The organism is Anaerofustis butyriciformans, assembly GCF_036289385.1.
Taxonomy (GTDB): domain Bacteria; phylum Bacillota; class Clostridia; order Eubacteriales; family Anaerofustaceae; genus Anaerofustis; species Anaerofustis butyriciformans.
Genome location: NZ_JAYFFH010000008.1, coordinates 30,327 through 44,481 on the forward strand (window position 1 = coordinate 30,327; position 14,155 = coordinate 44,481).

General features: G+C 30.2%; 19 protein-coding genes, 1 riboswitch and 1 other annotated feature. Of the genes, 14 read left to right on the forward strand and 5 right to left on the reverse strand.

Annotated features, from left to right (window positions below; all coding sequences use genetic code 11):
* The first annotated feature begins 17 nt into the window (after positions 1-17).
* The 4 genes from rplK to rplL all read left to right on the forward strand — a co-directional run bounded on the left by rplK (position 18) and on the right by rplL (position 2,356).
* Positions 18-443 carry a 50S ribosomal protein L11 gene (gene rplK / locus V2W16_RS09745; protein ID WP_138269422.1) on the forward strand — a complete coding sequence of 142 codons (426 nt, stop codon included), beginning with the start codon at positions 18-20 and terminating at the stop codon, positions 441-443.
* A gap of 80 nt (positions 444-523) precedes the next feature.
* Positions 524-1,213: a 50S ribosomal protein L1 gene (gene rplA / locus V2W16_RS09750; protein ID WP_138269423.1), complete on the forward strand. Its 690-nt coding sequence runs from the start codon at positions 524-526 to the stop codon at positions 1,211-1,213.
* A gap of 63 nt (positions 1,214-1,276) precedes the next feature.
* Positions 1,277-1,401: a sequence feature (ribosomal protein L10 leader region), on the forward strand.
* Between the two features lie 11 nt (positions 1,402-1,412).
* Entirely contained in the window at positions 1,413-1,934 is a 522-nt protein-coding gene (gene rplJ, locus V2W16_RS09755; RefSeq protein WP_329385191.1) for a 50S ribosomal protein L10, read from the forward strand.
* Positions 1,935-1,981: 47 nt separating this feature from the next.
* Positions 1,982-2,356, forward strand: a complete 375-nt coding sequence (gene rplL, locus V2W16_RS09760; RefSeq protein WP_138269425.1) for a 50S ribosomal protein L7/L12 — start codon at positions 1,982-1,984, stop codon at positions 2,354-2,356.
* A gap of 107 nt (positions 2,357-2,463) precedes the next feature.
* Here the strand turns inward: rplL and dapD are convergent, their stop codons facing one another.
* The 4 genes from dapD to V2W16_RS09780 are packed head-to-tail and all read right to left on the reverse strand — an operon-like array spanning position 2,464 to position 5,862.
* Complete coding sequence (gene dapD, locus V2W16_RS09765) at positions 2,464-3,195, reverse strand: 2,3,4,5-tetrahydropyridine-2,6-dicarboxylate N-acetyltransferase (protein WP_138269426.1); 732 nt, start codon at positions 3,193-3,195, stop codon at positions 2,464-2,466.
* Between the two features lie 10 nt (positions 3,196-3,205).
* Positions 3,206-3,955 (reverse strand): 4-hydroxy-tetrahydrodipicolinate reductase, encoded by a 750-nt coding sequence (gene dapB / locus V2W16_RS09770; protein WP_329385196.1) that lies wholly within the window; start codon positions 3,953-3,955, stop codon positions 3,206-3,208.
* Positions 3,956-3,965: 10 nt separating this feature from the next.
* Positions 3,966-4,847: a 4-hydroxy-tetrahydrodipicolinate synthase gene (dapA, locus tag V2W16_RS09775; protein ID WP_329385199.1), complete on the reverse strand. Its 882-nt coding sequence runs from the start codon at positions 4,845-4,847 to the stop codon at positions 3,966-3,968.
* A gap of 1 nt (position 4,848) precedes the next feature.
* Positions 4,849-5,862: an aspartate-semialdehyde dehydrogenase gene (locus V2W16_RS09780; protein ID WP_329385203.1), complete on the reverse strand. Its 1,014-nt coding sequence runs from the start codon at positions 5,860-5,862 to the stop codon at positions 4,849-4,851.
* Between the two features lie 82 nt (positions 5,863-5,944).
* Positions 5,945-6,119, reverse strand: a riboswitch (Lysine riboswitch).
* Between the two features lie 279 nt (positions 6,120-6,398).
* On the opposite strand from V2W16_RS09780, the gene minD reads away from it, so the two are divergent.
* From minD to V2W16_RS09805, 5 genes are all read left to right on the forward strand, one after another.
* Positions 6,399-7,190: a septum site-determining protein MinD gene (minD, locus tag V2W16_RS09785; protein WP_138269430.1), complete on the forward strand. Its 792-nt coding sequence runs from the start codon at positions 6,399-6,401 to the stop codon at positions 7,188-7,190.
* An 8-nt stretch (positions 7,191-7,198) separates the two neighbouring features.
* On the forward strand, positions 7,199-7,462 hold the full coding sequence (locus V2W16_RS09790; RefSeq protein ID WP_329385206.1) for a cell division topological specificity factor MinE: 264 nt from the start codon (positions 7,199-7,201) through the stop codon (positions 7,460-7,462).
* Positions 7,463-7,557: 95 nt separating this feature from the next.
* The gene (locus V2W16_RS09795) at positions 7,558-9,072 is read left to right on the forward strand and encodes a 4Fe-4S dicluster domain-containing protein (RefSeq protein WP_329385209.1); all 1,515 of its coding nucleotides are present in this window, start codon (positions 7,558-7,560) and stop codon (positions 9,070-9,072) included.
* Complete coding sequence (locus tag V2W16_RS09800) at positions 9,053-9,568, forward strand: O-acetyl-ADP-ribose deacetylase (RefSeq protein WP_329385212.1); 516 nt, start codon at positions 9,053-9,055, stop codon at positions 9,566-9,568. The genes V2W16_RS09795 and V2W16_RS09800 overlap by 20 nt, the downstream gene beginning before the upstream one ends.
* A 159-nt stretch (positions 9,569-9,727) precedes the next feature.
* Positions 9,728-10,543 (forward strand): DUF1002 domain-containing protein, encoded by an 816-nt coding sequence (locus V2W16_RS09805; RefSeq protein WP_138269435.1) that lies wholly within the window; start codon positions 9,728-9,730, stop codon positions 10,541-10,543.
* 62 nt (positions 10,544-10,605) lie between these two features.
* On the opposite strand, the gene V2W16_RS09810 is transcribed toward V2W16_RS09805, so the two are convergent.
* Positions 10,606-11,109, reverse strand: coding sequence for an ECF transporter S component (locus V2W16_RS09810; RefSeq protein ID WP_138269436.1), 504 nt, complete (start codon positions 11,107-11,109; stop codon positions 10,606-10,608).
* A 145-nt stretch (positions 11,110-11,254) separates the two neighbouring features.
* Here V2W16_RS09810 and V2W16_RS09815 point away from each other — a divergent pair, with 145 nt between their 5' ends.
* The 5 genes from V2W16_RS09815 to xseB all read left to right on the forward strand — a co-directional run bounded on the left by V2W16_RS09815 (position 11,255) and on the right by xseB (position 14,154).
* Positions 11,255-11,755, forward strand: a complete 501-nt coding sequence (locus V2W16_RS09815; RefSeq protein ID WP_253229947.1) for a DUF6512 family protein — start codon at positions 11,255-11,257, stop codon at positions 11,753-11,755.
* 91 nt (positions 11,756-11,846) lie between these two features.
* On the forward strand, positions 11,847-12,215 hold the full coding sequence (locus V2W16_RS09820; protein WP_329385219.1) for an Asp23/Gls24 family envelope stress response protein: 369 nt from the start codon (positions 11,847-11,849) through the stop codon (positions 12,213-12,215).
* A gap of 23 nt (positions 12,216-12,238) precedes the next feature.
* On the forward strand, positions 12,239-12,637 hold the full coding sequence (gene nusB / locus V2W16_RS09825) for a transcription antitermination factor NusB (RefSeq protein ID WP_329385222.1): 399 nt from the start codon (positions 12,239-12,241) through the stop codon (positions 12,635-12,637).
* An 82-nt stretch (positions 12,638-12,719) separates the two neighbouring features.
* Positions 12,720-13,934 carry an exodeoxyribonuclease VII large subunit gene (gene xseA / locus V2W16_RS09830; RefSeq protein ID WP_329385226.1) on the forward strand — a complete coding sequence of 405 codons (1,215 nt, stop codon included), beginning with the start codon at positions 12,720-12,722 and terminating at the stop codon, positions 13,932-13,934.
* Positions 13,927-14,154 carry an exodeoxyribonuclease VII small subunit gene (gene xseB, locus V2W16_RS09835; protein ID WP_253229943.1) on the forward strand — a complete coding sequence of 76 codons (228 nt, stop codon included), beginning with the start codon at positions 13,927-13,929 and terminating at the stop codon, positions 14,152-14,154. Before xseA ends, xseB begins: the two co-directional genes overlap by 8 nt.
* Position 14,155: the final 1 nt, after the last annotated feature.

The window sequence follows — 14,155 nt, forward strand, 5'->3', positions numbered from 1 at the left end:
AAGTAGGAGAATAAAAAATGGCAAAGAAAATTGTTGGAATGATAAAATTACAAATTCCTGCTGGAAAAGCTACACCAGCACCACCAGTTGGTCCTGCACTTGGTCAACATGGTGTAAATATCATGGACTTTTGTAAAGCATTTAACGCAAAAACAGAATCACAAGCCGGTCTTATAATTCCGGTTGTAATCAGTGTATATCAAGACCGTTCATATACATTTATTACAAAAACTCCACCAGCTCCAGTATTAATTAAAAGAGCTATCAACCTACAAAAAGGTAGTGGAGAACCTAACAAAAACAAAGTAGGTAAAATTACTAAAGATCAAATTAAAGAAATTGCTGAAATGAAAATGCCTGACTTAAATGCTGCTAATATCGATACTGCTATGAGCATGATCGAAGGTACAGCAAGAAGTATGGGTATTACTGTAGAAGAATAATAACTGGTTATTTATCTCGTATATATGTGGGAGAGGTAAATAAGTATTTAAATTGTAACCACACAGGAGGATATATATTAATGAAAAAAGGTAAAAATTATCTTGCAAAAAAAGAAATGATTGAACAAGGTAAATTATATGATGTAAATGAAGCTGTAGCATTAGTTAAAAAAATGGCAACAGCTAAATTTGATGAAACAATTGAACTTCATGTTAAACTTGGTGTTGACTCAAGACATGCTGACCAACAAGTTCGTGGTGCTATTGTTCTTCCTCACGGAACAGGAAAAACAGTTAGAGTTTTAGTATTTGCTAAAGGTGAAAAAGCTGAAGCTGCTAAAGCTGCTGGTGCTGATTATGTTGGAGCAGAAGAATATTTGGACAAAATTCAAAAAGAAGGCTGGTTCGAATTTGATGCAGTTGTAGCTACACCTGATATGATGGGTGTTGTTGGTAGATTAGGTAGAGTTCTTGGACCTAAAGGTTTAATGCCTAACCCAAAATCTGGAACTGTTACATTTGATGTTGATAAAGCTGTAAATGAAATTAAAGCAGGTAAAGTTGAATACAGACTTGATAAATCAAACATTATTCACGTTGCTATTGGTAAAGCAAGCTTTGGTGAAGAACAAATCGAAGAAAACTTCAATGTTTTAATCGATGCTATCAAGAAAGCAAAACCTGCTGCAGCAAAAGGACAATATTTCAGAAGTGTTACTTTATCAAGCACAATGTCTCCTGGAGTAAAACTTTCTGTTGCAAAATTCTAATTAATATAGTATAATATATTAGCTAAAAATTGAATATTAATTATTCACGATAATTAAAGGGTTTTAACCTTTTAATATATACCGCAGACAGCAGGGGGATATAATCCGTAACAATCCTGCCGAGGTTAAGAAGTGGAGTTATCAAATACTCTTTCTTAACTTGCGGAAAGAGTATTTTTTATGAATAGGAGGAAATGTCGTGTCATCAGAAGCTATTTTAGAAAGCAAAAAAGCCATTGTTGCCGAAATAGTTGAAAAAATGAAAAATGCAGAAGCTTTCGTTTTAGTAGATTATAAAGGTATTAATGTTGAACAAGATACTGCATTCAGAGCAAAAGCAAGAGAATTAAACGTAGATTACAAAATTTACAAAAATACATTCCTTAGATTTGCTGCAAAAGAATGTGGATATGATGAACTTGTTGACGTATTAAAAGGAAGTACAGCAGTTGCTTTTTGTGACGAAGATGTTGTTGCACCAGCAAAAGTTGTTAGCGAATTTGCTAAAGACAATGCTTTAGAATGCTTAACAATTAAAGGCGGTGTGATCGAAGGTAGTGTAGCTAAATTAGAAGAATTACAAAAAATCGCAACATTACCATCAAGAGAAGCATTACTTGCAAAAATGCTTGGAAGCTTACAAGCTCCAATTTCAAACTTTGCATGTGTTATCAATGCTATCAAAGAAAAAATGGAAGAAGACGAACAAGCAAGCGCTTAGTTTTGTCTAGCTAAAGAAATAAGAAAAATAAATAGGAGAAAATTAAAATGAGTGAAAAATTTGATAAAATTATTGAAGAAGTAAAATCTATGTCAGTTTTAGAACTATCTGAATTAGTTAGTGCTTTAGAAGAAGAATTTGGTGTAAGTGCTGCTGCTGCACAAGTAGTAGTTGCTGGTGATGCTGGTGCTGCTGGTGGTGCTGCAGAACAAACAGAATTTGATGTAATCTTAACAGCTGCTGGTGATTCTAAACTTAAAGTTGTTAAAGCTGTTAGAGAAGTAACAGGTTTAGGACTTAAAGAAGCTAAAGAAATCGTTGATAACGCTCCAAAAGCTATCAAAGAAGGCGCTAGCAAAGAAGAAGCTGAAGAAATCAAAGCTAAAATCGAAGAAGTTGGCGGACAAATCGAACTTAAATAGTTTAGATTATAATTTTAAAAGACCACAATTATGTGGTCTTTTTTTGTTTTATATAACTGATGATAATAAAAAAGACGGAATTAAATCCGTCTTATATTTTTAAGTTATTAACCTCTAAGATCATCAAGAAGTTCTGTTTTTTCTTCTGTTTTATCGTCTTTTTGTTTTACGATTTTAGCAGGTGCACCTGCAACTACAACGCCTTCAGGAACATCTTCTGTTACAACACTTCCTGCTGCAACGACACTTCCGTTTCCAATTTTAACACCTTCTAAAACTACAACGTTTCCGCCTATCATACAATCATCTCCAACGATAACAGGTGTTGCTGATGGTGGTTCTAAAACTCCTGCTAGAACTGCTCCAGCACCAATGTGGCTTCTTTTACCTACTGTTGCTCTTGCACCAAGAACTGCATTCATATCAATCATAGATTCTTCGCCGATAACAGCTCCGATGTTTATTGTAGCACCCATCATTATAACGGCATTTTTACCAATTTGTACACCTTCTCTGATGTTTGCACCTGGTTCAATTCTTGCTTCAACTTCATTTGTATCCATCATAGGAATAGCTGAATTTCTTCTATCATATTCCATTCTATAGCTTGTTATTCTATCTTTGTTGCTGTCAATAAAGTCAAATACTTCTTCTTTTTCTCCAAATACAATATAAGAACCTTGTGTTCCGTAATATTCAAGTCCTTCAAGCATATTTTCTACTAAATCACCTTTAACATAAAGTTTTATAGGTGTACTTTTTTGTGCAGCCTTAATGTATTTAGCGATTTCATAAGGGTTTGTTAAGTCAAATTGTTCTTTTAATTTAGCGTTATCCATTATTTTCTCCTTAAATTATATCATTCATTTGGAAATATCCATTTCCTTTATCATATATGTATCTGCCTGCTTTAACTGCTCCCACTGCAAATACTTTTCTTGATAATGCTGTATGTTTTACTTCTATTATTTCATCTTCTCCTGCGAAGATTACTTCATGTTCTCCTACAATAGTACCACCTCTTACAGCATGTATTGTAAGATCGCTTTTTTCTCTTTTAACATCTTTACCATATCTTGAAAATTTGTATTCAAGTTCTTTATTTGAATTTTCTTTTATTACATCTGCAAGCATATAAGCTGTTCCACTTGGAGCATCTACTTTTCTGTTGTGATGTTTTTCTATTATTTCAGTATCAAAATCTTCACAAAGAAGTTTAGCGCCAAGTTCAAGCATTTTGCTTACAACACTTATGCCATAAGAGAAGTTTCCTGTTTTAAATACAGGTATAGTTTTGCTTGCTTCATCTAAATGTTTGTTTGTATCTTCATCAAGACCTGTTGTAGCACATACAAGTGCAATATTGTTTTTTACACAAAAGTCTATTAAACTGTCAACAAGACTAAAATGAGAGAAATCTATTACAATATCTATATCTTCTTTTATTTTATCAAAGGAATCATATATAGGATATTCTTCATTTCCTTTTATGTTTTTATCAAATCCGCATACGATTTGCATATCTTCATATCCTTCGACTATGTTTTTTACATTTTGTCCCATGGCTCCGTTAAAGCCGCTTATCATAACTTTTATCATATTTAGCCTCTTAGATTAAAGAATATTCTTTCAATGTTTTTTCTAATAAATCTCTTTTACTTCCTGTTAGCTCTGTTAAAGGAAGTCTCATATCACCTGTATTAAGTCCCATTATTTTCATGGCAGTTTTTACAGGGATTGGATTACATTCACAGAATAGTGCATCGCACATTGGTAAGATATCAAGTTGTTTTTGAATTGCTGTTTTTATATCTCCATTAAAGAATGCATCTGTTAATGCTACACATTCTTTAGGAATAATGTTTGAACATGTTGAAATTACACCATCTCCTCCAAGAGATAAAACAGGCATGATTTGGTCGTCATTTCCTGAATATAATTCTACATCTTCAGGTAAATCTTTCATTATTCTTGCAACTTGAGATAAGTCTCCACTTGCTTCTTTAAAACCTTTTACGTTTTTTATTTTAGTAAGTTCAATAGCAAGTGATGCAGATATATTTTTACCTGTTCTTGATGGAACGTTATAAACAATAATAGGTACATCTACTCTGTCACTTATATATTCATAACTTTTATAAATTCCTTCATCACTTGATTTATTGTAATAAGGGTTATTGATTAAAACCGCATCAGCACCTCTTTTTGCTGCCATTTCTGTTAAATGAAGAACATGTTCTGTATTGTTTGTTCCTGTTCCTGCAATAAAAGGAACTCTACCGTTTATAACTTCATTTGAAACTTTGAAAATTTGATCTTTTTCTTCATCGGTAACTGTTGGAGATTCTCCTGTTGTGCCACAAATTACAAGACCGTTAATCCCATTTTCTATTTGTGAGTTAATAAGTTCTTCAAGTACGTTATAGTTTACTTTATTATTTTCATCAAATGGAGTAACTAAAGCAGTACTTACACCTTTAAAAATAGACATATTAATTATTTTCCTTTCCAAAGAAATCTTCTTTAATTAAATATTCAGCGATTTGAACTGTATTAGATGCAGCACCTTTTCTTATGTTATCACCTACACACCATAAGTTCATTCCGCTTTCAACAGAAAAGTCTCTTCTTATTCTTCCAACGTAAACTTCATCTCCGCCTGCTGCATCAAGTACAGTAGGGTATTCTGGAACTGAAATATCGTCTTTTACTATTACGCCAGGAGCTTTTCTTAATAATTCTCTTGCCTCTTCAAGGTCAAAAGGTTTTTCAAATTCAAGGTTGATGCTTTCGCTATGACCTACAAAAACAGGTACTCTTACTGTTGTTGCAGTAACTTTTACATCGTAGTCACCAAGAATTTTATGTGTTTCATTAACCATTTTAAGTTCTTCTTTTGTATATCCGTTTTCTGTAAATTCATCAATATGAGGAAGACAGTTATATGCGATTTGAACAGGGTAAAATTCATTTTTACCGCCTTTAACTCCTTCTTCAAGATCTTTTATTCCTTTTAGTCCAGAACCTGCAACTGCTTGATATGTAGAATAAATTACTCTTTTTATTTTATACGCATCATGAAGAGGTTTTAAAACTACCATTGCTTGGATAGTTGAGCAGTTTGGATTTGCGATTATCCCTTTGTTTTTTAAAGCATCTTTTGGATTTACTTCAGGTACAACCAAAGGTACTTCATCATCCATTCTCCATGCTGAAGAGTTATCAATTACAACAACTCCGTTTTTTGCTGCGATAGGTGCATATTTTAAACTTGTTCCTCCGCCTGCTGAAAATAATGCAAAGTCGATATCTTTGTCAAAAGAATGTTCTGTTAATTCTTCAACAGTATATTCATTTCCGTTAAATTTAACTTTTTTTCCTGCTGATCTTATTGATGCCATAGGGTAAAAGTTATTAACATCAATTTTGCTTTCTTCAAGTACTTCAATCATTTTTTGTCCTACAACACCTGTTGCACCAACAACAGCTACATTGTATTTTCCCATAAAAATCCTCCTAAATATTTTTTATAGTGTTATAAAAAATAAAAGTCGACAATGCGACTCATAATACGTAAATAAATCAGTATTAGTGAATAGCACTCCATCAAACTCGATGACAGTCTTAATGCTCTTAACATTAAGCCCGAAAAGACACCCGGTAAAAAGTGCCAATTCTCGGCAAATTTCCCTTTCATTTATTTTCACTTATATTTACCTATATCCAATAAATTACTGATAAAATTTGCACCTCTATTTTAACACTATGATATATAAATTCTATTGTTTTTATTATAGTAATAAATGTGTTTTATTGCAAGCCTTTTATTATAGTTTTGATGTAGTTTTATATTTGAAAATTAAATTTATTAAATCTTTTTTTGAATAATGTTTTAAATATAATTTATTTGCTTTTTTCATAATATTTTCATAATTATTTTTTGTTACATTGATTTTTTTATTTTACTAACAAATAAAGACAAAAAATTTTAAATAAGATTGATATTATTTATAAAAAAAGCGAAAAGAGGAAGAACATAAAAATGGGAAAAACTTTGGTTATTACATCGGGAAAAGGAGGAGTCGGAAAGACTACATCTACTGCAAATATTGGTGTATCCTTAAGTAAGCTGGGGAAAAAGACTGTTGTTATAGATGCTGATATAGGACTTAGAAACTTAGATGTAATATTGGGGCTTGAAAACAGGATTGTTTATACTATTATTGATGTAATTGAAAACAGATGTAGATTAAAACAGGCGCTTATTAAAGATAAACGTTATGATGGATTATACTTGCTTCCGGCTTCGCAAACAAAGGATAAAACTGCAATAAGACCAACTCAAATGAGAAAAATTTGTAAAGAACTTGAAAATACTTTTGATTACATAATAGTTGATTCTCCTGCAGGAATAGAGCAAGGTTTTCAAAATGCGGTTGCCGGTGCAAAAGATGCAATAGTTGTAACCACTCCCGAAGTTTCTGCAGTTAGAGATGCTGATAGAATAATATCCCTTCTTGATGTAAATGGAATAGAAAATACAAAATTAATAATTAATAGAGCAAAAGAAGATATGATGAAAAAAGGTCAGATGATGGATACAAATGACATTTTGGATATTTTAGGTATAGAACTTATTGGAATTGTTCCTGATGAAAAAGAAATTGTTATTTCTTCAAATAGAGGTGAGCCGGTTGCGGGAAAAGAAGATTTAATAACAGGACAAGCGTATATGGATATAGCAAGAAGAATAACAGGGGAAGAAATACCAATAAGAAATATTGTAAAGAAAGAAAATTTGGTAAAAAGGCTTGTTCATAGTCTTGGATTTTAGGAGGAGATATGTTTGATTTTTTTAGGTATAAAACAGATGAAAATAAAAGTAAAGATATAGCAAAAGAAAGACTTCAAAACATTCTAATGAAAGAAAGAACGAATATAACAAATGACAAATTGGAAATGGTAAAAAAAGAAGTTCTTTGCGTTGTAAATGAATATTTTATGGTAGATGAAAGAAGAAGCAAAACTTATCTTACAAAAATGAAACTTGGTAAAGAAAAAAAAGAAGAAAATGTTCTGGTTTCGCTTATGGTTATTAAAAATTAAAAGAGATGTATTTCATCTCTTTTTTTTATTTTTTTCTATTAATTTTGTAATAAATGTTAAAAATAAATTATAATAAGAAAAAAAGGAGAAATGTAATGAAAGAAATATTTACCCCTATCGTTGATATTAGAAGAAAAGTTTTTAAAGAAGTTGCAAAAGTAGCATATGAAAATTTAGATATTGATTTAGAAAATTTAGCAAAAAAAATTGTCATGGAAGAAGATAACAAAATAACTGATAAAAATAGAGAAACGTTATTAATCTTGGAAAGATTAAGACTTGCTTTTGGGCTTGATGCTACAACAGAAAGTAATCCATATAATAAAGAAAAAGATATTGAGAATATAAAAAATGAAAAGAACGTATTAAATCTTCCTCTTGTAAATGTTGTAACTGATGCTTGTATGAAGTGTGAAGAAAATACAGTTTTTGTAACAAATAATTGTAGAGGCTGTTATGCTCATCCTTGTAGTGAAGTTTGTCCTGTTGATGCAATATATTTTGAAAATGGTAAAAGTGTTATTAATAAAGATAAATGTATTAGATGTGGTAAATGTGTTTCCGCCTGCCCTTATAATGCCATTGTAAAATATGATAGACCTTGTAAAGCAGCTTGTGGAGTAAATGCTTATATAAGCGATAATGAAGGTCACGCAAAAATAGATTATGATAAATGTGTTTCTTGCGGGCAATGTATTGTTTCATGTCCTTTTGGTGTAGTAAGTGATAAATCAGAGATTTATCAAACAATAAAATCAATTCAAAACAATAAAAAAGTTATAGCAGAAATTGCTCCTGCTTTTGTTGGACAGTTTGGAAGTGATGCAAGTCCCGAAAAAATAAAAGAAGCACTAATTAAACTAGGCTTTTATGATGTTGTTGAAGTAGCTCTTGGTGCTGATATGGGGGCTGTTGCGGAAGCAAAGCATTTTATTGAAAAAGTTAAAACAGGTAAAGAACCTTTCCTTGCAACTTCATGTTGTCCTTCATGGGCAGTTATGGCAAAAAGAGATTATCCTGATATTGCTCCTTATGTTTCACCTGCTCTTACACCTATGGTTGCATGTGCAAGAATAATAAAAGAAAAGCATCCAGATTCAAAGATTGTATTTATTGGACCTTGTAGTGCAAAGAAATTGGAAGCTAACAGAAGAAGCGTAAAGAGCGATGTAGATTATGTATTAACATTTGAAGAAGTGTATGGAATGTTTGAAGCAAAAGGAATAAGAGTAAGTGACTTAAAAGGTGAACATATGGAAGATGCAACAGCAGCAGGTAGAGGTTATGGATATTCAGGTGGTGTAAGCAAAGCTATTATAGGAGCAATTAAGAAATTTGATCCTGAACTTGAAGTGCCAAATGATAGAGCTGATGGACTTAACGGTTGTAAAAAGATTTTAACTCTTGCGAAAATGGGTAAGAGAGACGGATATTTACTTGAAGGAATGGGATGTCCAGGAGGTTGTGTTGGAGGAATGGGTACTTTGATATCTCAAACAAAAGCAGAAAAAGGAATAAAATCTTTTGAAAATGAAGCCAAATCCAAAGAAGCATATGAAAATGAATATATTAAAGAAATCGGAGAAGAAAATGTCAAAGTTGAACATTAAAATAGGGGATATTACAAAAGAAACAACAGACGCAATAGTAAATGCTGCCAACACCTCTCTTCTTGGAGGGGGAGGTGTTGACGGTGCAATTCATAGAGCTGCAGGAAGGGAGCTTTTAGAAGAATGTATGACTCTTAATGGATGTAGAACAGGAGAGGCAAAGATAACAAAAGGATATAATCTTCCTTCGAAATATGTTATTCATACTGTTGGGCCAATTTATAGGGGAGGAAATAACAACGAAAGCGAACTTCTTAAAAATGCTTATGAAAATTCTCTTAAAGTTGCAGTTGAAAATAAAATAAAGACAATCGCTTTCCCTTCAATAAGTACTGGTGTTTATTCTTATCCATTAAAAGAAGCAAGTGACATTGCCATAAAGACTATATTGAATTTTCTTAAGAAAAACAATTCAATTGAAGAAGTTATAATGGTTTGTTTTGATAATAATACCTATGAGTATTATAAAAATGCATTAGAGAAATATACTAGATAAGCTGGTAATTAAATTTTTACTTAAAATAAATATTTTACATCCAAAATATTTTAGTAGTTTTATATTATTTTAATTATTATAATTTTATTAAAAACATGGTAATAACATGAAACTTGTGGTATCATGTTGAAATCGAAATAAAATTTAATGGAGTAGAATATGAAAAAAATATTAAGTATTGTTTTATCAATTATGATGATAATGGTACCATTATCAAATGTTTTCGCGATAGAATCTGGTAAACAGATGGTTGCTATCGGAGGAGATTTAAATGAGAGCCAAAGAAAAACAGTTTATGATTACTTTGGCGTTAGTGAAGGAAGTGTAGATGAAGTTACTGTAACTCATGATGATGAAAAACAATATCTTGAGGATGTTGATCCATCAAGAATAGGTTCAAACAGTATATCTTCTATTTATATTGAAACACAAAATGAAGGTGCTGGTTTAGATATTGAACTTCATAATATAAACTGGCTAACAGAAGACATATATCAAAATGCACTTTTAACTGTTGGTATTAAAGATGCAAAAATTGTTATTGCAGCGCCATTTGAAGTTTCAGGTACTGCAGCATTAACAGGAGTTTATAAAGCATATGAACAAATGAGTGGCGAAACAGTTTCAGAAGAAGCAAAAGAAGCTGCTACTGAAGAACTTGTTACTACAGGGGAATTATCTGATGATATTGGAAGTGAAGATGCTTCTCAGCTTGTAAATGAATTAAAATTATCTATAGATGATTTTAAAAATATGGATGATGAGCAAGTAAAAGAAGAAATAAAAAATATTGCTGACGGAATGAACATTTCTCTTACAGATGAACAATTAGATCAACTTCTTGATTTAGTTAGAAGTTTAGAAAATGTTGATTTTAGCGGAGTAATGGATGAACTTAAAAATATTTCAAATCAATTTGCTGATCTTGGTATTTGGGATAAAATAGTAAATTTCTTTAAAGGATTATTTAACTAAAAATATAAAAGTTAATATTATATAATTATGTAAATAAAAAAAGCACATTATATGTGCTTTTTTTATTTGTAACTTATTTTATATTTCATTAATATTTTTGCTACAGGAACGCCAATTACAACGGCTACCATATCAGAAATAAATTCTCCTGGCATTGACGCCATTGGTGCAATCCAGTTGCCATAAATAAAAGCTTCAGCCATATAATATCCGACCATTCCTATTATGGTAAAAGCTATCATTGCAAATACTGTTTTAGAAATTCCACCTTTTAATAATATTTTAGAAACAACGATTCCTTGAACAAGTCTTATTACGAAAGTAAATGGTGCCCATACTGCATAAGGACTTAATAAATCGAAAAGCCCCATACCTATTGCTCCCGCAAGTCCTGCTTCAACAGGCATAAGAAGAAAAGTTGCAATAACAAGAACTGCTCCTCCTAAATGTATAAGTCCGCCGTCTGTAAATGAAATTGGGAGTCTTATATTTATATATGTTGCAATATATATAAACGCTGCCATTACTCCAGTAAGAACAATATTTAATGTTTTTTTGTTAGTCATATTTTCCCTCCTGTCAGATCTAAGTTGTTTTTATTTTAATACTACATTATTAAATTTTCAATAATAAAGTTTTATTTCTATTTTAAAACGACATTATTTTTATGTATCTTTTTATATATTATTTGTATAAAAGGGAGGTAATGTTATGAAACTTATAAAAGTTGAACGATTTGGAATTATTTTTATTACTTTATTTGTTTTTTTATTATCAAATTTATATTTTCTTACTGAGTTTGATTTCTTTAAATTTATATGTGCAGGAAATAATAGTATGTTGGAGCAAATGAAAGTTGTATATTTTTCTTATATGTTTTTTATGATTATAGAAATGATTTGTAAAATTCAGTATAATGATAATTTTTTTCTTGCAAAAGCAATAAGTACATATATTCTTGTTTTTAGTATTCCAATGTTTTTTTATACTTTTAAAAATATGTTTGGTGTAATGAATACTATTTTTTATTTTATTTTAGTTTTGATTTGTGTAGGTATAAGTCAAAGTTTTAGTTATAAAATTTTGCTTGATGAACAAAATGATAAAGTTAAAGTAAAATTAATAAGTATAATGAGCATTATTTTACTTGGAATAATACTTGTTTATTTTTCATATAATCCTCTGAATACACCAATTTTTATGGATATTTAAATTTTCATTAATTATTTGAAATAAAATAAAATAATGTTATAATTGAGTTACTAATATGTATATGTTTATTTCTCGAAAAGGAGGTACAATTATGAGCAAAATTATTGATGAAAACATTACTTTAAGAGAAACCTTAGAACAAGGTGATGAGTTAAATATAAGTGATAATGTGATAACTTCAATAGTAGGACTTGTTACAAGAGAAGTTGATGGTATAAGCGGTCTATATGGCGGTATAGATATTGGAGAAATATTTGGTAAAAAGAATGTTGGAAAAGGTGTAAAAACAATAATAAGTGGTAATAAAATTATTATTGATATTTCTTTAATTATAAAATACGGAGCAATAATACCTGATTTAACAGATGAAGTTAAGAAAAAAGTTAAACAATCTGTTGAATCTATGACAGGATACAATGTAATTCAAGTTAATATATATATTGAAGGATTAGAATGTTAAATATATTTTAAAGGGGTTAAATTTTGAAAAGAGACGTAGCAAGAGATTTAGTATATAAAATTATTTTTCAAATGAGTTTCCATGATGATTTTAATGAAAGATATGAACAAATGATTATAGATAATGGTTTAAAAGGAACTCAAGGTGAGTATGCAAAAAAGACCATTAAAGGTATATTAGAAAATCTTGATGAAATTGATGGAATAATAAAAGAAAATTTAAAAGGTTGGAAGTTTGAAAGACTTTCAAATCATGTAATAGCTGTTTTGAGACTTGGCGTTTTTGAAATTATGTATAATGATGATATTCCTGCTTTGGTAGGTTTAAATGAAGCTGTTGGGTTGGCTCATACATACTCAGATGAAAAAGAGGCAAGTTTTGTAAACGGGTTATTAAATAGTGTATATAAAAAAGTTAGTTAATATTTATTGACTTGTATATGAATATATTATAATATAGTATCCAATACCAGATGATATGGTTTTGGGTATAGTGAGGATTAAAATGATAGATAATGTAATTTTAACCGTCACGGATGTAAATAGATATATTAAGACTTTACTTGATTATGATGAATTATTGTCTAATTTAAAAGTAGAGGGGGAAGTTTCAAATTATAAGAGACATTCTTCCGGACATTTATATTTTTCAATAAAAGATAATAAAGGTAAAATAAATTGCGTTATGTTTCGAGCAGACACATATTCTCTGGATTTTGAGCCTAAAGATGGCATGAAAGTTATAATAGAGGGTAATGTGTCTGTTTTTGAAAAGAACGGTAATTATCAATTATATGTCCGTAGTATGAAAAAAAAGGGTATAGGAAGATTATATGAAGAATATAATAAATTGCTTGAAGAGTTAAAAGCAAAGGGATATTTTGATAACAGCATTAAGAAGCCTATACCTAGATTTATCAGTAGAGTAGCTGTTGTAACATCCAAGACGGGTGCAGCCGTAAGAGATATAATAAGCGTTATAAAAAGAAGAAATAAGAATATTGAAATAATTGTTTGTCCTGTACTTGTTCAAGGTGAGGGAAGCGGAGAAGACGTTGCTCAAATGATATACGATATAAATAGCCTTAACCTTGCTGATGTGATAATAACAGGAAGAGGTGGAGGAAGTATTGAGGAACTTTGGGCTTTTAATGAAAGAGTAGTTGCTCAAGCTGTATATGACAGTAAAATTCCTGTGGTTTCTGCCGTAGGACATGAAACTGATTTTACTATATGTGATTTTGTCGCAGATTTTAGAGCTCCAACACCATCTGTTGCAGGAGAAATTGTAAGTGAACCGTTGGATAATATTATTTTTACAATTGATGAATATGAAAGAAAGACTACAAACAGTTTAAATAATTTAATTGATTCTTATAAACAAAGAATAGAAAATGTAATAAATAAACCTGTAATAAAAAGACCAAATGCATATATTGAAAATATGGAACAGTATGTTGATAATTTAAAAGATTCCATTGATTTGTCTTTTGGTAATAAAATTAGTTTTAATAAACAAAAATTAAATTCTTTAGAAAAACTAATTAAAACTCTTTCTGTTGAAAGTATTATAGATAGAGGTTTTGCGATAGTTGAAAAGGATAATAATGTTATTACTTCTGTTAGTGAAGCAAATATAAACGATATTATAAAAATAAGGATGAAAGACGGTAAGTTTATTTCTACAATAAACAGTATTGAAGGTGAAAACAATGAGTGATAAAAAAACATTTGAAGAAAAATTATCAAGACTTGAAGAAATAAGTAAGTTAATGGAAGAATCCAAGATTACACTTGATAATAGTGTTAAATTATATGATGAAGCCGGAATTTTAATAAAAGAGTTAAAAGAAGAACTTCTAGATGCAGAAAAGAAAGTAAAAGTATTTGTAGCAGAAAAAGACGGTGAAGCTGTTATAAAAAATTTTGAAGAGGCTTAAA